Here is a 20,073-nt window from a genome sequence, read left to right on the forward strand (position 1 = left end):
GTTACAGCAACTTCTTCTGCTGCAGCCATTCGGTCGCGACGCTGCTGGCATCCTGACCATCCACGGCGATTTTCGCGTTGAGCTGTTGCAGCGTCTTCTCGTCCAGCGCGCTGAATACCGGCTTCAGCCATTCCGCAATCTGTGGGTACGCTTTCAGAACCGATTCGCGGATCACCGGTGTCGGGGCGTAAATCGGCTGAACGCCTTTCGGATCGCTGAGCGTCTGCAGACCCAGCGCCGCCACCGGCCCGTCGGTGCCATACGCCATCGCCGCGTTCACCCCGGAGGTCTGCTGTGCCGCCGCGCTGATGGTCACCGCGGTATCGCCGCCAGCCAGCGACAGCAGCTGATCCTGCGTGAGGTTAAATCCGTAGGCTTTTTCAAAGGCGGGCAAGGCGTCGCTGCGTTCAATAAACTCTGCCGACGCCGCCAGTTTGAAGGTCCCGCCTTTTTTCAGAAAGGCGCTGAGGTCGGCCAGAGAGGTAAGCTGATTCTTTTCGGCCAGATCTTTTCGCACAGCGATGGTCCAGGTGTTGTTAGCCGGTGCCGGTGTCAGCCAGACCAGATGGTTTTTCTCCGCATCGAGCTTTTTCACTTTCTCGTAGCCCTGGGCGGCATTCTTCCAGACGCTGTCTTTTTCATCGTTAAAGAAAAACGCGCCATTGCCGGTGTATTCCGGATAGATATCCAGTTCGCCCGCCGTGATCGCGCCACGCACCACCTGAGTAGTGCCGAGCTGGATTTTATTCACGGTTTTCACGCCATGCTTTTCCAGCACCTGAAGAATCACATTTCCCAGCAGCGAGCCTTCCGTATCAATTTTTGAGCCGACCCGCACCGGATCGGCTGCCTGTGCTACCCCGATGCTGAGCAGTAAGGCGCTGACGCCGATCCAACCCCGAATTCTGACCATGACCTTTTCCTTATCGCATTATCGCGTGTTGTTATAGCGTGATGTTTTCGCGAGGCGTCAATGGTGCGCCTGAGCGATCAGACTGCTCTCCTGCTTTCTGAGTCGATGCTGGCAGGGCGCGAAGCGGTAAATTCTCTGCCTTAAAAGCGTAGCCTGGCGCGGCGGTGATGCCGCTGACTTTCTCGCAATCTGATAACGATTTGAGATTATAAAATAATTTTATATAACTCAAATGAATTTACGTCTGGGCGTCTAAACGGCTATTCTCGAAAATCTGTTTTTATAATAAAAGACGCACAACATCATGTCCGACCTGACTTCTTCTGCCCATGTGGCGACTGCCGGGCGTTCGCCCGCCGGGGAAACGCAATGGATTCGCAGCGCCGCTGACGTCTCCCGTTTAGTGAATAGTGGCGACAGCGCCCGCAATAATGCCCGCATCGTGGTGGCGATTGCGCTGGGTGGCGTGTTTCTTGACGCCTACGATCTGGGTGCGCTGGCTTTTGGCATCAAAGATGTGACGCGCGAATTTCATCTTACGCCGACCGGCACCGGCATGATCGCCTCCGCGATTACCTTCGGGGCGATCGTGGGTGCGCTGCTCGGCGGCTACCTCACCGATAAGATTGGCCGCTATCGAGTCTTTATGGCCGATATGTTCTTTTTCGTCGTCGCGGCTATCGCCTGTGCTTTTGCTCCCAATGAGTATGTGCTGGGGGCAGCGCGCTTTGTGATGGGCCTGGGTGTCGGCATCGATCTGCCGGTGGCGATGGCCTTCCTGGCGGAGTTTTCGAAGCTGCGCGGTAAGGGGAATAAAGCCGCCAGCGTGGCGATGTGGTGCCCGACCTGGTACGCGGCGATCAGTATCTCCTATCTGCTGGTGCTGCTGCTCTATGCGGTATTGCCGGAGAGCCATACCGACTGGCTGTGGCGGCTGATCCTTGGGTTTGGAGCCGTGCCGGCGATAGTCATTATCGCTATCCGCAGTCGTTACATGAGTGAGTCGCCGGTCTGGGCGGCCAATCAGGGCGACCTGAAAGGGGCGGCGGCGATCTTACGCAGCGCATGGAATATCAACGCGCAGGTGGCACCCGATGCCGCGCTGACGCCGGTTACACCGGTGCGCAGGGCGAGCTGGCGCAACTATGGTGCGCTGCTGCAGGGCGTCTATCGCCGCCGCACGCTGCTGGCGACCATTACCTCTATCGCCTCATCCTTTGCTTATAACGCCGTCGCATTTGGCCTGCCGGTGATCATCACCAGCTTTTTTGCCCAGTCGATGCTGACCACGATTCTGGTGTCGCTGGCGCTGAATCTGCTGTTCGCCTTTGTGGGCGGGCTGCTGGCGGTGCGTCTGGTGCCGCGTCTGGGTGCCTGGAAGATGTCGGTGGCGGGTTACATTTGTCAGTGTGTGGCGCTGCTCGGACTGGCGCTGATTGGCCGCCCGGAAGGGGGGCAGGAAGCGGCTGTCGCGATCGGGATGCTGGCGCTGTTCCTGTTTGGCCAGGGATTCGGGCCCGGCTCGCACACCATGACCTTTGCGTCACTGAGCTACCCCACGTCGCTGCGGGGTGTGGGCGTCGGCTTCAATCAGACGCTGATGCGCGGCAGTTCGACCGTTTCACTGTTTCTGTTCCCGGTGCTGGTTGCGGCGCTCGGCACCGGCGTGTTCTGGGTGATCTTCCTGGCCCCGCTGGCCGGACTGCTGGCGCTGCTGGCCATCCGCTGGGAACCATCGGGTTATGATGTGGATGCAGAGGATTTTGAGCTGCCGCGATAATCCGCGCTGCGGGCGTGGACAGAGCGCAGGAAAACCGCACCTCAGTGCGGTTTTTTTATGCCGTAACGGCCGGGAAAGGAAACTGCTCCAGATAGTCCGGGATACGCGGGAAGGTATGCAAAAACCACGGCGTGAACTGCTCTGGCTGCTGCTGCATCTGCTCTTCAATCAACGCCATCGGGCGATAATCGAAGGCGTCCGCTTCCTGCGGATTGAGCTGCGGCAGGCTGTCGCAGACGGCAAAAAAGACGTGACCATATTCATGCTCGGTCAGGCCATTACTCAGCTTCAGGTTGTAGCTCAGCTCAAACACCGGCGTCAGCGTCACCACCATGCCCATCTCTTCGCGCAGGCGGCGTTCAGCGGCGTCACGGGTCGATTCATGAGGATACGGATGCCCGCAGCAGGTATTACTCCACAAGCCACCACAGTGATATTTATCGCTGGCGCGCCGCTGCAGTAACAGCTCCTGCCGGGAATTGAAGACGTAGACCGTCACCGCGCGGTGCAGTAGTCCTTTTTCATGCACTTCCAGCTTTTCCATTTTGCCGGTGGGACGATCGAGGTGGTCAACGAGGATAACTTCAATAGCAGACATGGCGTTTCCTTGAGATTATTCTCAACTATTCTGGCACAAGATTCGCGGTTTGGGCGTAACAGAAAGGAATTTTTACCCTTATCGGGCAGAGGTAAGCGGATGACGCCAGACGAAAATCAGGCCAGCAACGCTGGCCTGAGGAAGAATTACAGCCGGAAGCTCTGCACCACCTGCTCAAGCTGGGTACTCTGCGCCTCCATCGCCTGAGCCGCAGCAGAAACCTGCTCCACCAGAACGGCGTTCTGCTGGGTAGTGCCATCCAGCTGCGTAATCGCCACGTTAACCTGCTCGATCCCCATGCTCTGTTCGCGGCTGGCTGACATGATCTCGCTCATCAGCGTCGTTACGCTGCTGACGCCCTGCATCAGCTCATCCATCGTCTGACCCGCCTGCTCTACCAGCGCGCTGCCGGTATCAATGTTCGCCACGGACTCTTCAATTAACTTTTTAATCTCACGCGCCGAATTGGCTGAGCGCTGCGCCAGGTTGCGCACTTCTGACGCCACCACCGCAAAACCGCGCCCCTGCTCACCGGCACGGGCTGCCTCGACGGCGGCGTTCAGCGCCAGGATATTGGTCTGGAATGCGATGCTGTCGATCACGCTGATGATGTCGACCACTTTACGTGACGAATTGTGGATCTCGCCCATGGTGGTGACGACCTGACGCACCACTTCTGAACCGCGTGCGGCAACCTGCGAGGCATCGCCCGCCAGCTGGTTGGCGTGAGTGGCGTTATCGGCGTTCTGACGCACGGTGCCGGTCAGCTGCTCCATCGACGCCGCCGTTTCCACAATCGAGCTGGCCTGATCTTCAGTGCGCGAAGAGAGATTGGCGTTGCCGCTGGCGATCTCGCGCGACGCGGCAGTGATCGCCAGCGCGCTGTCGCCCACCTGCTGAATCAACCCCTGCAGATAGCTGATGAACTGGTTAAAGCTCTGCGCAACGGCGTTGAACTCCGGGCTGTTGCTGGCGGGCAGACGCTGGGTCAGGTCCGCGCCGCCAGTCGACAGCGCTTCGATGTTGCTGTTCAGCACGCTGAGACGCTTCATCATGGCGCGGACAAAGCCCAGCGACACCAGCAGCAGGATCACCGCCAGCGGAATCTGCACCAGGCCCAGACGCGTCAGCATGTTGTGCGACTGCGCTTTCAGCAGGCTGGTCGGCAGGCTGCTGGCAAGAAACCATGGACTGCCGGGAATGGCCTGCAGAAACAGCGTCTGCTCGCCTTCGCTGCTGTCATAGGTGGTTTCCAGCGGCTGGGTGCCCGCCCCGCTCAGCAGCGCTTTCAGGGGCGCTGCCATCGGCGTCTGCACATCGGCCAGGTTCTCCAGCTTCGGCGCGGCATTCACCAGCGCACCGTTACCGACAACTTTGCCATCCGCTTCGACGATCAGCACGTTGCCCTGGATGGTTTCGCCCATCTGCTTCGCCAGCTGGTTAAAGAATCCCAGCGTCACGTCGATGGTTGCCACCCCCCAGACGGTGCCGTTGCGGTAGATCGCCATGGCACAGTTGGTTCGCGGCTGTGGGCTGGCAGCATCCTGATAGGCTTTTGCCCAGGCGCACTGCCCTTTCGGGGCGGCCAGGCCATCCTTATACCAGGGTTGCTCCCAGTATTTGTCGGCGGCATCGGAGTTCCAGTAGGTATTGACCTGCAGTTCGTTGCTGGCATTGCGGGCAAAGAAGCTGCTGTTTTTCTCTTTGGCGGGATCGCGACGATTTGGCAACGGCCAGATGCCGCCGCCGAAGACATTACTGTCCTGATACTGGTTAACCAGCGTCGGTAGCAGGGTGTCGATGGTGGCGCTGTCCATGACGGAGGCCGCTTCGGTAATCGCCCGCTGCTGAGCCTGAACGCGGTTCATCTGCTCGACGATACCGGAGGCCAGTGAATCGACCTGATAACGCACCAGACGGCTTTCGCTGTCGACCAGCTGCGGTGCGACAAACTGATTGATGACCCAAACTGTAACGAGTAAAAGCGCAACAAAGAACGCGATCATTGTTGCGGTAAAGCGGGATTGTGTTGTTTTAAACATCTTTGTTCCCCTGAACCTGGTATGGCGCGATTGCCTGATCCGGGTTAACGGCTCGCTTACGGGGAACTTGAGGTGAGCGGGATCACAGAATTAATAAATGTTTAATTTTTGTGAAAATTTAATTTCATTGCGGGATTATCACCTCCCCGGCGCGAGCCGGGGAAGGGGCGGAGAGGCCTGTTTTGCCTGCCCTAGCCTTCTGAATCGACAACCTCCTGACGCGGACGGAAGATGTGGTTACTGCCGCCAGCGGTTAACAATTCCCGTAACTTCTGACCGCCATGCTCATCCGCCTGAGCGAACTGCCGCTCCGCTTCGGTGATCGGCGTGGTCCAGAGCAGTGTGGGACGATCGCCATCGCGCTTGGGCAGTTTAAACTGTGCCGGTTCGCTGGCCAGCTCATTTGCCAGCAGGAAGCTCTCAAAGCCGACCGGCGCGACTTCCGATGCCAGCGTATGCCCCTCCCCCAGCCAGGTAAGGCGCGCCCACGGCAGATGCACAAACTCCGCCAGAGCACTCGCCATCTGCACCGCATTGCCTTCGGTCATGACCTCGCCATCCACCGCCATCCCCAGCTCGATACGGCGATACTGCGGTGCCAGCTCATCAAACAGGTAGTCGACCTGCGGCATCGGCCGGATGCTCATGCCAATCGTCAGGAAGTACCAGACGCCCTGATGCCAGTGCTGGGAGATCGCCATCGGCGGCCAGCTCCCCTGATCGATCGCGTAATATTTCACCGACTCGCCAAAGCGGCTCTGATAGCAGGCCATGAGATCCTGCTGAACCTTGTCCCACTCGCTGCCATCGTGCCATTCGCGCCAGAACTGACGCTGCTGCTCTGCACGGGCATAGTAGTCATTGGTCGAGGCCGAACCCAGCGGGGCCGTCAGCCGGTTCTTTTTGATGCAGCCCGCAGAGAAGCTGACCTGCTTATCCTGGTAAAGACTCCAGCCGGGGATCACCGCCAGCAGCTGACCGTAATACCAGAGCGCCGCGCCATCATCGCTCGGCTCCCAGAGAACCTGCAGCCCGGCGGGATTCAGTGCAGGCTCCGCTTCCAGGTTACGGCAATATTCGGCGCTGAGCAGCGGCGCAATGCCCTGCTCCATCGCCTCGCGATCTTCCTGCGCCGGTGCGGGCAGCAGGTTTCGCAGCCAGCAGCCGCGCACCGCATACTGACTGCGGAACAGGTCGGTGGGCCAGATGTAAAAATAGGCGGTGCGCGCATCCTGTTCGACAATAGCGGTGAGGGTGCGCTGCTGATTGTGGACTTCAGCAATCAGGGATTTGTACGTCATAGTGCCTCGACAAAGCCTGGAGGAATCCATTTTCCCCGAGAATAGAGCAGGATCGTGACTGCTGCACGCGGAGACAAGGGTAATAGTCTCAAAGTGGGAAGGATGGACGGAGACGACACGAATTTTAGTGCGTCGGCGACCTTTCCTGATGCCGGCCCCCAGCTCAGCAGGGTCATAACAGGATTATTCGATAAAGCCACTGCCAGAGTGCCGCAATCGCCCCGTGATCCCGATCAGCAAATCAACATCTTCAGGTGTCAGTCTGTCGAGAAAATGTTGCCTGACACTCTCTGCATGCACCGGTCGCGCTTTTGCGAGCGTCTGACGCCCTGTATCTGTCAGGCTGACCGAAATGCCAGCCGGGTCATGACGATTTCTCAGCACAAGTTGCCGGGAAGCCATACGTGAAAGCTGGTGTGAAAGCCGGGACTTGTCCCACTCCAGGTATTCCAGCAATTCACGCTGAAGCAGTGCGCCCTGCGGACTTTTACTGATTTCCATCAGAATCATGAAATCCGCGCCGGACAGACCGGTTGCCTCAGTAATATTTTTGACAATACGACCCGTTATGACTTCTGCAAGCCGGCGGTAACCCCGCCATGCCATCCACTCTTTATCTGAAATCCCGGTGCTATCCATCTCTGTCTGACCCTTCAGGTTGATATGTCAACTTTGTGATTATAGAGTATACACCCCACAGCTGAGAGAAATCCCTATGCCGAACAAACCGAATATCGCGATTGTTGGTGGTGGTCCAGCCGGACTCACTGCGGCCGTCATACTTCAGCGCAATGGTTTTAACGTCCAGGTGTTTGAATATAAGTCAGGGGATGCTGAACGAAACCAGGGAGGATCGCTGGATTTGCATCCTGACAGCGGTCAGGAAGCTCTGCGCAGAGCGGGCCTGCTGGAACCCTTCATAAAAATAGCCAGACATGAGGATCAGGAAAGCCGGATGCTGGATTACCGCACCGGAGAGGCGGTAGATGACAGCCTGATGCCGGAAGGTGAAATCGATAAACCCGAAATTGACCGCGGTGAGTTAATCAATTTGCTGCTGAGTGCCCTTGCGCCAGAGTCCCTCCAGTGGGGGCATAAGCTTCATCACGTCGATACGGGCCTGAATGGCAGGTACAGGCTGATTTTCGGAAACGGAAGAGATTCTGAGGCAGATATTATCATCGGTGCGGATGGGGCCTGGTCACGGGTAAGAAGCTACCTGACGCAGACGCGTCCTGAATACACGGGCATCACCTTTTTTGAAGGCTGGATAGATCGCCCCTCCCGACGAATCGATGGTATCGCTGGAAAAGGAACCGCTTTCAGCTTTGGCGGGGCGGAGGCTTTGGTCACACAGCGCAACGGGGGCGGAAGGATCTGCGTTTATGCGGCGATGAAAAGAGATATTGAACGTATTGAGCGGGATAGTGCGTGCAGCGATATCGCTTCATATGTGCGAGACGCTTACCGGGAGTGGGCTGATGCCCTTCAGGCCGTTGTTAATGCCCCTGCTGAATATGTCAGACGTCCCATCTACAGCCTGCCTGCGGATTTTAACTGGACACCGCGTCCGGGCATCACGCTCATTGGGGATGCTGCTCATCTGATGCCACCGGTCGGCGTCGGTGTCAATCTTGCCATGCTTGATGCCACTGATGTCGCCCTGGCCATTTGCGCGTCATCAGAACCGTTCGATGGATTACGCAGTGCGGAAAAAAAGATTATGGAACGCGCGCACGGCATGATGCCCGATGCCCTGTCTGGTTTTCAGAACTGGTTCAGCGAAAAAGAGTAAACCGATGGCCTTATAAAAGCCGTTTGCGCATAAACAGACTCAACGGGTCGGGCATATAGGGTGGGAACGCCTCGCATAGTGCGTACCCGCATCGGCGATAGAGTGCGATAGCCGGTTGCTGATGAATCCCGGTTTCAAGCCGCAGTTCGCGTAAACGGTTTTCTGAAGCTATCGTCTCAATGGCGGCGATGATCTGCTCGCCGAGCTTCCTGCCCCGGTAGGCCGGCCGGATATAAACCCGCTTGATCTCCGCAAAGCCCGCCTCCTGAAAGAGTAAGGCCCCACACCCTGCCGAAAAGCCCTGCTCATCACGAACGATAATGCACTTCAGCTGCTCATCACCGACGGTTGAGAGATCCAGACAGTGATTGCTTTCTGCCGGATAGAGTTCGCGCTGAAAAGCGTCGAGTTCGCCGACCAGGCGCACCAGGTCGCTATCCCCTTTATCGACTTCTGAAATGCTGAACATCTGTTCTCCCCGTCAAAGGTCGCTTCCGGAACGACTCTGCCCGTTGATTTACTTCAGCTTAACGCCTTTTGTTTCTGGTGCCATCCAGACCACAATCATCGCGGCGACGAAGGCCAGCACGGTGGTGGCCAGCCCGGCGGTGAAGCCGCCAATGCTGGCCACATAGCCGATGAGCAGCGGCGCGATAAAGCCGCCCAGACGCCCCCCGTTGTAAGCCAGGCCCATCAGAAAGCCGCGTGACTGGGTGTCGCCAATAATCTCGGCCAGGAAGGGGCCGGAACCGGCGAAAATACCGTTAACCCCGAAACCGGCCATAAAGATGGCCACCATGAGAATCAGCGGCTGCGTCGTCACCAGATATAATCCGACCGCGACCGCACCGATCAGGAGATAGAGCAGAAACATCGGCCGGCGTCCCCATTTATCGGCCATGAGTGAGAACACCAGGAAGCCAGCAATCGCACCGGTCTGCAGGGCCAGCACAAACTTCAGGCTGTGAAGAAAATCGAGATGCTTCACTTCACGAAGGTAAGTGGGCGTCCAGGTGAAGACCCCCCAGAACAGATACTGAATGAAGAAGATAAAGGTAAACGCCAGCAGCAACCCTTTGATATTCGTTTTGCCGGCGCTGGCCTTTTTAGTCTGCCGCTGTGCGCGTTCCTGCTGGCGCGCCAGCCATACCGGCGATTCGGGCGTAATGTACGCAATCACCATCATGATAAAAACCGGCAAAGCGCCAATCATGAACAGGTAGCGCCATCCCCCGTGTTCCAGCCCACCGGTCATTGCCGTGACCAGTGCCGTCAGGCCAATCGCCAGGATTGCGCCCACCGGTAGCCCCATCTGCATCAGCGCGCCGCCGCGCGCACGGCGCTCCGGACGCCAGGTTTCAGCGATGAGCGCCGCGCCTGATGTCCACATCCCGCCCATACCGAGCGCACCGCAGAATCGCAGCAAGGTAAAGATCTGCTGATTGTGGGAAAACGCCAGCAGACCGGAGAAAAGCGAATAGATGGCGATGCAGATTAGGGCCGTTCTTACGCGTCCGATTTTATCGGCCACCAGCCCGAAGAGGATGCCGCCAATGATCTGCCCGCCAGCCGTGGCGCTGATAAACACGCCAAGTTCCGTTTTGCCGAGGCCAAATACCACGCCCAGCACGGGTAAGAGCAGAGAGAGCAAAAAAGAGTCGTAGCTTTCAAATGTCCACCCTAACCCGCCCAGCGCCAGGGTCCTTTTTTCAGCCGATGAATAGGAGAGCACTGAACCGGAGGCGTCCGCATCGAGAGGATGCGCCTCATGCACTTTTGATTTCATATTCATCCATATTCTCCAGGGAGGATAAGCGATAGGTTGATGCCGCGGTGCGCCAGAAGAGATGCGCCTGTTCGGCCGCAGAAGCCTGCTCCGCCAGCCTTTTGCAGGCATTCCAGAACACACCGTAACTGAACATGCCTTTGTCGACCGGGAAGTTGCTGGCAAACATGCAGCGCTGCACGCCAAATGCCTCAACCAGCGTTTCAAACAGCGGTTGCCAGGCCCGGGAGAGCGTCAGGGAGTCAGGTGGTGTGTCGTGTTGTGCAAAGGGATAGCCCATGACCGTCATGCCAAAACCGCTGATTTTGATGCGCACGTTGGGCAGCGCCGCCAGGGCGATAATCCCCTTTTTCCACGCCTGAAAAACGGCATCCTGTTTACCGGCATAAGGCCCCGTTCCAATCGGTCCGCCGCAGTGATCCACAATCACCAGCAGATCGGGCTGCGCGCGGGCCAGTCCGGCAATTTCATCGAGCTGAGTGTGATAAACCCAGACATCCAGCGAAAGTCCGTTGCGGGCAAGGCAGGCTGCTCCGCGCCGGAATGCGTCACTGGCCGCCAGACCGGCGGGCGGCGTGACGGGACTGGAGCTGACGCGGGGATCAGGATGCCAGGCCAGCGGATTCCGCATCCCGCGCAGTCGTCCTCCCGATCGCGCCAGCATAAGTTCCACGACGGGCAGCAGGTCGTTCCCAGCCAGCAGGCTGGCCCCCCCAACGATGGCTTCACAACCTGCGGCTTCGCCATAGTGACCGCTTTCAAACATCGCGGCACAACCGCCTGCAAACTCGACCTCTCCGACGGGTCTGAACGCTTCAGGCCCGTGACGGCGCAGCATGGAGCGGCACTGAACATACACCGTCGAGAGAATCCGGTGACCGGACTGTTCGATATCCTGGCTGAGCTCCGGTGCCAGGTAGCGGCCTGACTGGCGATCCCACAAATGATGATGCCCATCCACGACCGGAAGTTCGGGCATCAGCGCCTCTTCATGATGACGCGCGAGCCACGCTTCCCGAACGGGCAGATGCGGTGCATTAACAATCTCCATAACGTCCTCTTAACCTTCTGATTAAAATCAGATCCCGACATTTTTCGCGTGGCGGACAGGTGAACAGACCCGAACCGTATTGTTTTATCTGATAAAACTCAGTTTTACTGAATAAATCCACTATAGGCTCAGCGGATAAAGTTCAGCCAGCAAAAAAAGGAGGCGCTTAATGTAAATACGATGTTAATCACAAATATTTTACTTTCTGGGTACATCGTGCTTCAGAGCCAGCTGCTGCTCTGCGGCGGTGCACTGATGACCGGGCACGGGAGAGCGGATGCGGTTCAGGGACGCCCCGTTTCGGGAGACGGGAAAGAGAGCGATGAAGAAAAGTCGCGGTGTGAAATCAGTAAAAACCGCGACGTTTCAGAACAGGCACAGATGCGTGTTCTACGCCTGACGGATGATAAATTCTGGTTCACAGAAGACAGGAAAATTCACCGATCTGGCGATAAAACAGACTTTATCGATCTCATGGTGAATAGCCGTGGCTGAATCGACATTTGTCCCCTCTGCTACCGTGATCGTCGGTCTCAGCACCGCCGAAATAAAGCGCCCCGCCCCGCCTTTTGATATTTCACCTGTCGCTAAGGGAGAATCTTCATAGCCGAGAACCGTGATCCCGGCATCGGAAGCCAGATGCAGATACCAGAGCATATGACATGCCGAAAGAGAGGATATCAGGAGGTCTTCAGGATTCATTTTACTGGCGTCGCCACCCAGCAGGGGATCATTGGAGCAATGGATGACCTCTTTCCCGCTGATGGCGATATCCCACGTCCTTGCATACGCTTTATAACCCGACGTCCCCGTTCCCAGATTGCCGGTCCAGAAGATGCGCGATGTGTAGTGATGTTCCATTATTCTGACTCCTTTATTGAGGATAAAACGGGGAAAACAGAGCGGGAGCTTCTGCTGTTTACTAAACCACACTCTGTCGGGTGATAAAATCAGCACAATGAAAACGCGTGCAGGTCAGCTTCAGGTACAAAGCTGGGAGTGACGGGCCAAATTCATTGTGGGAGCGGTTCGGTGATATGCTCAGGATGGCCTCTGGACGTAGAGAAGGAACGCGATAGATTGCGCAGAACGTTATCGGGACAGGAAGCGGACTCCGGCATGAACTCGCGTTGCCGGACGCACTATTCTGATTAATCGTAATTATACAGCCCTGTTCAGTGCTCTCTGGAAACAGGTTTCGACAAGGAGATCTTATGCGCCGTCGCCCCTCATCCCGATTGATCGTTCTGTCCCCTGAACATCACGTTCTGCTGTTTTATTTTTCTCATCACGATGATGCATTAACTGGCCGATCATACTGGGCGACGCCTGGTGGAGGGCTTGAGTCGCTGGAGACATTTGAGCAGGCAGCGCTGCGGGAGTTGCGGGAAGAAACCGGGCTGGTAAGAGACTCAGCAGGCGTAGCTGTCGCATCACGGACATTTCCGATGACGCTGCCGGATGGGGAAACCGTACTCGCTGAAGAACGTTTCTTTCTCATTCGCACGGAAAAGAGAGAGATTGACTGTTCAGGATGGAGTCAAAATGAAAAGCGCGTGATTCAGCATTACCACTGGTGGACAGCAGAAGAGCTGCGAGACACTACCGACACCATTTTTCCCCATGATCTGATCACCGACATCCTCTCCAGAGAGCGAGCCTGAGCCATCGCCTTTATCTCTTTAAGTTATTCCTGACGCGTCTTTTGACTGCGTAACCGCGCGGCAGGCCAGCTGTCATTTTTTTCGATAATTTTCAGTCAATAAGCAAACCGGCGTTCTGTCCGAACAGGCGGTTTATCCTCTCCGACGCCGATGAGTTTGCAGACGATCAGACAACCCGCCCGGCTGAATCAGCGCTCTCTGTCGGGGAGAGCAACCCCTTTATCTGTTCAAATCAGACTTGACCTGTAAATTAAAATATGTAAATTAGGGCGACTGCTCTAATTTTAAGATGCCAGCATCAGACAGCGTTTAATATCTGTCTATTTATCCCCTATCGGAAGTTAAGGACTGTGTAATGAATGTTGAAAAATTCCGTTGCAGAAGAAATACAAACACTTTTTTCTTTACTTCAGCCTTAATTTTATCGCTGGCAGGGTATTTTCCCGCAACCTGTTCTGCGGAAGAAAAACCCATGAACATCGCTGTTTACAGAGGAGAGGCGGGCTGTACAGGCTGTTCAGAAATGGTCGTTAAATCGCTTATCAATACAGGGAAAAATTTCTCTATCAGTTACATAGGCGAAAATGAAAAGCTCAAGCTAAATAGCAGAAACCTTAACAAATTTGATATGTATATTCAGCCGGGTGGCGGACAGGATATTCCTGCGGCTTATGATGCGATAAGCGATGAGGGAGCAGAAGCGATCCGTAATTTTGTTCGCTCTGGTAAACGTTTTCTGGGAATTTGTATGGGCGCCTATCTGGCGGATAAAGACTGGATAGGATTGATCGACGTCCCTCTGGATAGCGAAGTGGGCAGGCCAGGTTCAGAGGCCGCTGATGAGGGGGATTACACATTGTCATTACTGTGGGGAGGCAAAAAAGAATCCGCTTACTTTCAGGATGGTCCTTATCTGAGTAACAGTTCAGCCAGCAAAGGGTTTACACCCATCTCCTGGTACAGCAATGGCGATGTTGCCATGGCAGCCTATACCTATGGAAAGGGAAAAGTCGTCCTTTCGGGACCGCATCCCGAAGCGGATGAAAGCTGGATCGATGCCACTATGCCAGGCTATATACCTGCCCGGAGCAAAATGATCAGAATATTGAATTACCTGAACACAGAAAACAACTGAACGCTGGTAAAGTATAAGAGCCTGAAATGGCCTTTATCTCAATATCTGAAGAGAAAAATCAAAAAATTTCTTCAAGAAAGAGTGCGCGCTTCTCATCCGAATAATCAAGTATGATCATACTTGAATAGCCATCGAGCACAGCCGCAATTTTGCGGGCTGAGATATGACTATCTGCGGAGGAAAATTCCCCGGACTCTGTACCACGTGTAATGATATCTTCAACGATTTCATTACACTGGATAAAGTTGCCATGAATAAGGTTAGCATAGCGCTGATCTCGTGCTGAAAGAGGCCATATTTCAAGATATAATATCCAGTGAGAAGAGGGCGCGTTCGGGAGGAAATAATCTAAGAAAAAGTGCAGCTCTTCAGAGATTTTTTCGATATTCCGCTCTTTTTTCATCGAAAAATAATCGACGATATCGTCATCGAGCATTTTTTTTATGGCGTCGAACTTAAGCTCTTCCCAGTTACTGTAATAATGATACATATGGCTTCTGGAAATATTAAGCCGGGTGTTCAAATCACGCGTCGAAACATTGTTGAGCCCTTTCTCTTTAAAAAGGCTCAACGCTGTTTTCTTTATGATATTTTTAAAGGAGTCGACTTTCATTTCCAGGATTTTTTTAGCTTCAGATGGCGGCATAATACCATTTTAAGAAACTCAGCGCTAACGGCTGTAAAATACCCCCTCATGCCGGGAACCGGCAGAACAGAATATGCTATCCACGCATCATCACGAGGATGGCATGGCCCTGCCCTTACCCCGGGTCCCGCCCCATCCTCACCATCGCCCGATACCAGGCTCCTCTCTGAATCGACCAGCGCAACCCGACCGCAATCGCATTAATCTTTCGATCAATCATCGCCTGCTGAAAGCGCCCTGTCTCACGGCCGGACATCGCCTGCGCCCATGCTGGCATCAGCCCGAACCCCGACATCAGCATCACTTTCATTACCGGTTTCGCCTGCCAGCTCGGGGCTGGCGCATTCATCAGCAGTCGCGTCACTTCAGCGGTGCGCGCATCAAAGCGTAATTCCGGACGCATCTGCTGCAGATAATCCGCCACATCGACGACGCTTTTCGGCACCCGCTCCGCGCCCAGCGACTCAGCAATCAGCGCCGCTTCCTGATAGTACCGATCCTGTTCGGCGCGCGTGAGGTGGGGATTTTTGTAGCGCAGATGGGCCGCCAGGAAACGGCTGGTCTCCGCCACATGCACCCAGGTCAGCAGATGCGGATCGCTGGCGGCATAGGGTTTGCCTTCGCTGTCGACGCCGCTGACTTTAAGGTGAATGCGTTTCACCCGGTCGATCAGCGTCTGCGCATCCTGCTGATTACCGTAGGTGGTCACGGCGATGAACTGACTGGTACGCCGCAGCCTGCCCATCATATCTTCGCGGAAATTGGAGTGATCCCAGACGCCCGCCAGCGCCGCCGGATGCAGCATCTGCAATAGCAGCGCGCTGATCCCGCCGCACATCATGGAGGTAAAGTCGCCGTGGACGCGCCAGATCACGCTGTCCGGGCCAAACAGGCCGGGATCGCCAGGCGGCTGGGAGAGGTCAAACTCATTCATCGACAGGCCGTTAAGGCGAAAGACCTGCTGCTGAATACGGTCTCGCAGATTTATCATGGTGGCTCTGATAGTGAAATGACGCGGCGCGCCGTAGCAGGACGCTAACGACGCGCCGCACCCCCTTTCTCAGGAGAAAGGCGGGCGGTTACAGATAGTTGAACTGCGCATCCTGAGTACGAACGGAATCGAGTCCAATCATCACGTTGAATTTGCCGGGCTCTGCCACATGCTGCATCTGCTGGTTCCAGAACTTCAGCGCATCGACGTCGATCTTAAAGGTCACGGTCTGAGACTCGCCCGCTTTCAGCATGATGCGTTTGAAACCACGCAGCTCCTGCACCGGACGGCTGATGGAGGCGACCGGATCGTTGAGGTACATCTGCACCACCGTCGCACCGTCGCGCTGACCGCTGTTGGTCACCGTCACGCTGGCTTCGATGCTGCCGTTACGCGGCATGGTCGGCGACGACATTTTCACCGGAGACACGGTAAAGCGGGTGTAGCTCAGGCCGTAACCAAACGGATAGAGCGGGCCGTTAACCGCATCATAGTAGTGCGACGTATATTTGTTCGGCTTAGCAAAATTGTAAGGCCGGCCGGTGGGCAGATGGTTGTAGTAGATCGGAATCTGCCCCACGGAACGCGGGAAGGAGACCGGCAGCTTGCCCGACGGGTTATAGTCGCCAAACAGGACATCGGCGATGGCGTTACCGCCTTCCGTCCCGCTGAACCAGGTCTCCAGCATCGCATCGGCCATACGATCTTCATTCACCACCGACAATGCGCGTCCGTTCATCAGCACAATCACCAGCGGTTTGCCGGTGGCTTTCAGCGCGGCCAACAGCTTCTGCTGGCTTGGCGGGATCACCAGGTCACTGCGGCTGGAGGCTTCGTGGGCCATACCCTGCGCTTCACCCACGGCGGCAACGATGACATCCGCCTGCTTCGCTTTGGCGACCGCGTCATCGATCATCTGCTGCGGTGAACGCGTGTCGATGGAAACCGCCGGTTCATAGAGGTTCAGGAAGTCCTGAATGCCCTTATTATCGGAAACGTTGGCGCCCTTCTCATAGAGCAGCGTCGCTTTGCCTTCGGTGGCGTTGCGCATCCCCTGCAGCAGCGAGACAGATTGTTTCGCCACGCCGGCCGCGGACCAGCTGCCCATAATGTCGCGCTGGCTGTCGGCCAGCGGCCCGATCAGCGCAATGGTACCCGATTTCTTCAGTGGCAGCGTTTCCAGCCGGTTCTTCAGCAGCACGATACTCTTGCGCGCTACGTCGCGCGCTTCGGCCCGATGCAGACGGCTCTCCGCGTTGGTGTCCTGCGGGTCGCTCTCTTTCGGCCCTAAATGGCTGTAGGGATCGTTGAACAGCCCCATATCATATTTAACGTTAAGCACATGACGCGCCGCATCATCAATTTCGGCCATGCTGACTTCGCCGCGCTTCACCAGATCCGGCAGATATTTGCTGTAATACTCGTCGCTCATGCTCATGTCGACGCCCGACTTCAGGGCGATGCGCACCGCGTCCTGCGGATCGCTGGCGACGCCATGCTTAATCAGCTCTTTAATGGCGCCGTGGTCGCTGATGGTAATGCCTTTGAATTTCCACTGACCGCGCAGCAGATCCTTCAGCAGCCAGCTGTCCGCCGTCGCCGGTACGCCATTAATGGAGTTCAGCGCCACCATGACGCCGCCGCTGCCCGCATCCAGAGAGGCTTTATAAGGCGGCAGATAGTCCTGGAACATGCGCTGCGGACTCATATCCACCGTGTTGTAATCCCGGCCGCCTTCGACCGCGCCATAGAGCGCGAAGTGCTTGACGCTGGTCATCACGCTATAGCGATCGGCGGCGCTTTTACCCTGCATCGCCTGCACCATGCTGCGGCCCATCTCGCTGGTGAGATAAGTATCTTCACCAAACCCTTCGGAGCCACGCCCCCAGCGCGGTTCACGGGTGACATCCACCATCGGTGCCCAGGTCATATTCAGGCCATCGTCGGCTGCCTCATAGGCGGACACGCGCCCGACCTCTTTCACCGCATCCAGATCCCAGCTCGACGCCAGCGCCAGGGGAATAGGAAAAATGGTGCGCTGGCCGTGGATGACGTCGAAGGCGAAAAAGAGCGGGATCTTCAGCCGGCTGAGCTGCATCGCCTGATCCTGCATGGCGCGGATATCCGGGCGGGTCACCGTGTTAAAGATCGCACCAACCTGACTCTTCTGAATCATGTCGCGAATCGCTTCTTTGGGATTATCCGGTCCGACGCTGATCAAACGCAGCTGACCGATCTTTTCGTCCAGCGTCATTTTTTTCAGCAGCTGGTTAACGAAGGCATCCCGCGCCTGTTCGGTCATCGGGTGGTGACCTGGCACGGTCTCAGCCAGTGCCGGTTGCATCGCGAGGGAAACAGCGAGACTAACAGAGTAAATCCATTTCATCAGGTTGGGTTCTCTTAAGTAACTGCGCAATATCGTATTAACAGGCGGCAGTGTGCCACAAGATGAGAATAGCAGGTAGCCTGCCGCTGTCACACTGCGAGGAGATGAGCGGACGTGCTACAGTTAAGGCGCACTGATAAGACAAGGGAATTGCTCATGATACCAACCTCTGCCCTGCTTTCTGACCTGCGCCGCCTGGTCGGCCCCTCTCATCTGCTGACTGAACCTGAACAGACCGCCCGCTATCGCAAAGGCTTTCGCTCCGGCGAAGGGGATGCGCTGGCCGTGGCGTTTCCCGGAACGCTGCTGGAGCTCTGGCGGGTTCTGCAAACGCTGGTCAGGGCAGATGTCATCATTCTGATGCAGGCGGCAAATACCGGCCTGACTGAAGGTTCGACGCCGCATGGCGATGACTACGACCGCCCGCTGGTGATTGTCAGCACCCTGCGGCTGGATAAGCTGCAGCTGATCGACAACGGCCAGCAGGTGCTGGCTTTCCCCGGCAGCACCCTCTATCAGCTGGAAAAAGCGCTGAAGCCACTGGGACGCGAACCGCATTCGGTGATCGGCTCCTCCTGCATCGGCGCGTCTGTCCTGGGCGGCATCTGCAATAACTCCGGCGGATCGCTGATCAAACGCGGTCCGGCTTACAGTGAAATGGCCCTGTTCGCCCGAATCGATGCGGAGGGCAAACTGCGGCTGGTGAACCATCTGGGCATTGACTTAGGCAGCACGCCGGAAGAGATTCTGGGGCGGCTGGATGACGATCGCTGGCAGCCCGGTGATGTGCAGCACGATGGCCGCCACGCCTCTGACCACGAATATGCTGACCGGGTGCGTGACGTGAATGCCGATACGCCCGCCCGTTATAACGCCGATGCGCGCCGTCTGTTCGAAGCCTCGGGCTGTGCCGGCAAGCTGGCGGTGTTTGCCGTGCGACTGGACACCTTTGCCAGCGAACCCCAGCAGCAGGTGTTCTATATCGGCACCAACGAGCCAGGCGTCCTTACCGATATCCGCCGTCATATCCTGGCGCACTTCACTCATCTGCCGGTGGCGGGCGAATATATGCACCGCGACATCTATGACATTGCGGAGGTCTACGGCAAAGATACCTTCCTGATGATCGACAGGCTGGGCACCGACAAAATGCCGCTGTTCTTCACGCTGAAGGGACGGGTCGATGCCTGGCTGAACAAACTCGCCTTCGTTAAACCGCACTTCACCGACCGACTGATGCAGCGCCTGAGCCGGCTGTTCCCGGCGCATCTGCCCAAACGCATGAAGCAGTATCGTGACAGATATGAACATCATCTGATGCTGAAGATGTCTGGTGAAGGCGTTGCGGAAGCGCGTAACTACCTGCGCGACTACTTCCGTGAAGGCGGAGGCGAATTCTTTGAGTGCGAAGGCAAAGAGGGGGCGCACGCTTTTCTGCATCGGTTCGCGGCTGCAGGGGCGGCCGTGCGCTATCACGCGGTGCACGCTGACGAGGTCGAGGATATCCTGGCGCTGGATATCGCCCTGCGTCGCAACGATGCTGACTGGTTTGAAACGCTGCCTGAATCGATCCGCGCTTCACTGAGCCATCGCCTCTACTATGGTCACTTCTTCTGTCACGTCTTCCATCAGGATTACATCGTCAGAAAAGGTGTCGACGTGCACGCCCTGAAAGCGCAGATGCTGGAGATTCTGCAGGCGCGCGGCGCGGAATACCCCGCCGAGCACAATGTGGGCCATCTCTATCAGGCGAAACCGCAGCTGGCGGCCTTCTATCGCCAGCTCGATCCCACCAACAGCTTTAATCCCGGCATCGGCAAAACCAGCAAGCAAAAAGGCTGGGCCGTAAAGCAGCTGTAATCGGCTAACCGGCCCGCCTGCTCATCAAAGCGGCGGGCCGATTATGGCTATTCAGATAACATCCGCATTAAAAACAGTTAACCTCCTTTCTGATATTCTCCCTGATTATTTATAAAGCGATTCTG

General features: G+C 56.4%; 17 protein-coding genes. 5 read left to right on the top strand and 12 right to left on the bottom strand.

The annotated features are described in order from the left end of the window. Nucleotide 1 precedes the first annotated feature (1 nt). Entirely contained in the window at nt 2-913 is a 912-nt protein-coding gene (locus S7A_RS13165) for an ABC transporter substrate-binding protein (RefSeq protein WP_009091278.1), read from the bottom strand. A gap of 304 nt (nt 914-1,217) precedes the next feature. Between S7A_RS13165 and S7A_RS13170 the strand changes: the two genes are divergently transcribed. Then, entirely contained in the window at nt 1,218-2,693 is a 1,476-nt protein-coding gene (locus S7A_RS13170; protein WP_009091279.1) for an MFS transporter, read from the top strand. Between the two features lie 55 nt (nt 2,694-2,748). Here the strand turns inward: S7A_RS13170 and idi are convergent, their stop codons facing one another. From idi to S7A_RS13190, 4 genes are all read right to left on the bottom strand, one after another. Beyond that, complete coding sequence (idi, locus tag S7A_RS13175; protein WP_009091282.1) at nt 2,749-3,291, bottom strand: isopentenyl-diphosphate Delta-isomerase; 543 nt, start codon at nt 3,289-3,291, stop codon at nt 2,749-2,751. Between the two features lie 146 nt (nt 3,292-3,437). Next, nucleotides 3,438-5,333: a methyl-accepting chemotaxis protein gene (locus tag S7A_RS13180; RefSeq protein ID WP_009091283.1), complete on the bottom strand. Its 1,896-nt coding sequence runs from the start codon at nt 5,331-5,333 to the stop codon at nt 3,438-3,440. A gap of 191 nt (nt 5,334-5,524) precedes the next feature. Beyond that, nucleotides 5,525-6,634 carry a suppressor of fused domain protein gene (locus S7A_RS13185; protein ID WP_009091285.1) on the bottom strand — a complete coding sequence of 370 codons (1,110 nt, stop codon included), beginning with the start codon at nt 6,632-6,634 and terminating at the stop codon, nt 5,525-5,527. A 183-nt stretch (nt 6,635-6,817) separates the two neighbouring features. Beyond that, complete coding sequence (locus S7A_RS13190) at nt 6,818-7,273, bottom strand: MarR family winged helix-turn-helix transcriptional regulator (protein WP_009091287.1); 456 nt, start codon at nt 7,271-7,273, stop codon at nt 6,818-6,820. A 76-nt stretch (nt 7,274-7,349) separates the two neighbouring features. Here S7A_RS13190 and S7A_RS13195 point away from each other — a divergent pair, with 76 nt between their 5' ends. Beyond that, nucleotides 7,350-8,429, top strand: coding sequence for an NAD(P)/FAD-dependent oxidoreductase (locus tag S7A_RS13195; RefSeq protein ID WP_009091289.1), 1,080 nt, complete (start codon nt 7,350-7,352; stop codon nt 8,427-8,429). Nucleotides 8,430-8,439: 10 nt separating this feature from the next. On the opposite strand, the gene S7A_RS13200 is transcribed toward S7A_RS13195, so the two are convergent. The 4 genes from S7A_RS13200 to S7A_RS13215 form a co-directional block, all read right to left on the bottom strand. Continuing rightward, complete coding sequence (locus tag S7A_RS13200; RefSeq protein WP_009091291.1) at nt 8,440-8,898, bottom strand: GNAT family N-acetyltransferase; 459 nt, start codon at nt 8,896-8,898, stop codon at nt 8,440-8,442. Nucleotides 8,899-8,946: 48 nt separating this feature from the next. Further along, complete coding sequence (locus tag S7A_RS13205; protein ID WP_033736364.1) at nt 8,947-10,221, bottom strand: MFS transporter; 1,275 nt, start codon at nt 10,219-10,221, stop codon at nt 8,947-8,949. After that, entirely contained in the window at nt 10,196-11,266 is a 1,071-nt protein-coding gene (locus S7A_RS13210) for an amidohydrolase (RefSeq protein ID WP_009091294.1), read from the bottom strand. Before S7A_RS13210 ends, S7A_RS13205 begins: the two co-directional genes overlap by 26 nt. A 390-nt stretch (nt 11,267-11,656) precedes the next feature. Next, complete coding sequence (locus S7A_RS13215; RefSeq protein ID WP_009091295.1) at nt 11,657-12,127, bottom strand: OsmC family protein; 471 nt, start codon at nt 12,125-12,127, stop codon at nt 11,657-11,659. Nucleotides 12,128-12,480: 353 nt separating this feature from the next. Between S7A_RS13215 and S7A_RS13220 the strand changes: the two genes are divergently transcribed. Continuing rightward, a complete protein-coding gene (locus S7A_RS13220; protein ID WP_009091296.1) occupies nt 12,481-12,930 on the top strand; it encodes an NUDIX hydrolase in 450 nt (149 codons plus the stop codon). 355 nt (nt 12,931-13,285) lie between these two features. Then, nucleotides 13,286-14,065 (top strand): BPL-N domain-containing protein, encoded by a 780-nt coding sequence (locus S7A_RS13225; protein ID WP_033736366.1) that lies wholly within the window; start codon nt 13,286-13,288, stop codon nt 14,063-14,065. Nucleotides 14,066-14,123: 58 nt separating this feature from the next. On the opposite strand, the gene S7A_RS13230 is transcribed toward S7A_RS13225, so the two are convergent. The 3 genes from S7A_RS13230 to bglX all read right to left on the bottom strand — a co-directional run bounded on the left by S7A_RS13230 (nt 14,124) and on the right by bglX (nt 18,088). After that, a complete protein-coding gene (locus S7A_RS13230; RefSeq protein ID WP_033736367.1) occupies nt 14,124-14,678 on the bottom strand; it encodes a TetR/AcrR family transcriptional regulator in 555 nt (184 codons plus the stop codon). Nucleotides 14,679-14,826: 148 nt separating this feature from the next. Next, on the bottom strand, nt 14,827-15,702 hold the full coding sequence (locus tag S7A_RS13235; protein WP_009091299.1) for an oxygenase MpaB family protein: 876 nt from the start codon (nt 15,700-15,702) through the stop codon (nt 14,827-14,829). A gap of 88 nt (nt 15,703-15,790) precedes the next feature. Further along, nucleotides 15,791-18,088 (bottom strand): beta-glucosidase BglX, encoded by a 2,298-nt coding sequence (gene bglX, locus S7A_RS13240; RefSeq protein WP_009091300.1) that lies wholly within the window; start codon nt 18,086-18,088, stop codon nt 15,791-15,793. A 156-nt stretch (nt 18,089-18,244) separates the two neighbouring features. On the opposite strand from bglX, the gene dld reads away from it, so the two are divergent. Continuing rightward, nucleotides 18,245-19,948 (top strand): D-lactate dehydrogenase, encoded by a 1,704-nt coding sequence (gene dld / locus S7A_RS13245; protein WP_009091301.1) that lies wholly within the window; start codon nt 18,245-18,247, stop codon nt 19,946-19,948. The last annotated feature ends 125 nt before the right edge of the window (nt 19,949-20,073 follow it).

Origin of the sequence: Pantoea sp. Sc1 (genome assembly GCF_000255315.1) — a bacterium.
Classification (GTDB): domain Bacteria; phylum Pseudomonadota; class Gammaproteobacteria; order Enterobacterales; family Enterobacteriaceae; genus Pantoea; species Pantoea anthophila.

Coding starts and splice junctions, on each gene's coding strand:
- S7A_RS13180 (WP_009091283.1), bottom strand. CDS start 5,333: ATGTTTAAAACAACACAATCCCGCTTTACCGCAACAATGATCGCGTTC.
- S7A_RS13235 (WP_009091299.1), bottom strand. CDS start 15,702: ATGATAAATCTGCGAGACCGTATTCAGCAGCAGGTCTTTCGCCTTAAC.
- S7A_RS13165 (WP_009091278.1), bottom strand. CDS start 913: ATGGTCAGAATTCGGGGTTGGATCGGCGTCAGCGCCTTACTGCTCAGC.
- S7A_RS13215 (WP_009091295.1), bottom strand. CDS start 12,127: ATGGAACATCACTACACATCGCGCATCTTCTGGACCGGCAATCTGGGA.
- idi (WP_009091282.1), bottom strand. CDS start 3,291: ATGTCTGCTATTGAAGTTATCCTCGTTGACCACCTCGATCGTCCCACC.
- S7A_RS13170 (WP_009091279.1), top strand. CDS start 1,218: ATGTCCGACCTGACTTCTTCTGCCCATGTGGCGACTGCCGGGCGTTCG.
- S7A_RS13205 (WP_033736364.1), bottom strand. CDS start 10,221: ATGAATATGAAATCAAAAGTGCATGAGGCGCATCCTCTCGATGCGGAC.
- S7A_RS13210 (WP_009091294.1), bottom strand. CDS start 11,266: ATGGAGATTGTTAATGCACCGCATCTGCCCGTTCGGGAAGCGTGGCTC.
- bglX (WP_009091300.1), bottom strand. CDS start 18,088: ATGAAATGGATTTACTCTGTTAGTCTCGCTGTTTCCCTCGCGATGCAA.
- S7A_RS13200 (WP_009091291.1), bottom strand. CDS start 8,898: ATGTTCAGCATTTCAGAAGTCGATAAAGGGGATAGCGACCTGGTGCGC.
- S7A_RS13190 (WP_009091287.1), bottom strand. CDS start 7,273: ATGGATAGCACCGGGATTTCAGATAAAGAGTGGATGGCATGGCGGGGT.
- S7A_RS13225 (WP_033736366.1), top strand. CDS start 13,286: ATGAATGTTGAAAAATTCCGTTGCAGAAGAAATACAAACACTTTTTTC.
- S7A_RS13220 (WP_009091296.1), top strand. CDS start 12,481: ATGCGCCGTCGCCCCTCATCCCGATTGATCGTTCTGTCCCCTGAACAT.
- S7A_RS13195 (WP_009091289.1), top strand. CDS start 7,350: ATGCCGAACAAACCGAATATCGCGATTGTTGGTGGTGGTCCAGCCGGA.
- S7A_RS13230 (WP_033736367.1), bottom strand. CDS start 14,678: ATGAAAGTCGACTCCTTTAAAAATATCATAAAGAAAACAGCGTTGAGC.
- dld (WP_009091301.1), top strand. CDS start 18,245: ATGATACCAACCTCTGCCCTGCTTTCTGACCTGCGCCGCCTGGTCGGC.
- S7A_RS13185 (WP_009091285.1), bottom strand. CDS start 6,634: ATGACGTACAAATCCCTGATTGCTGAAGTCCACAATCAGCAGCGCACC.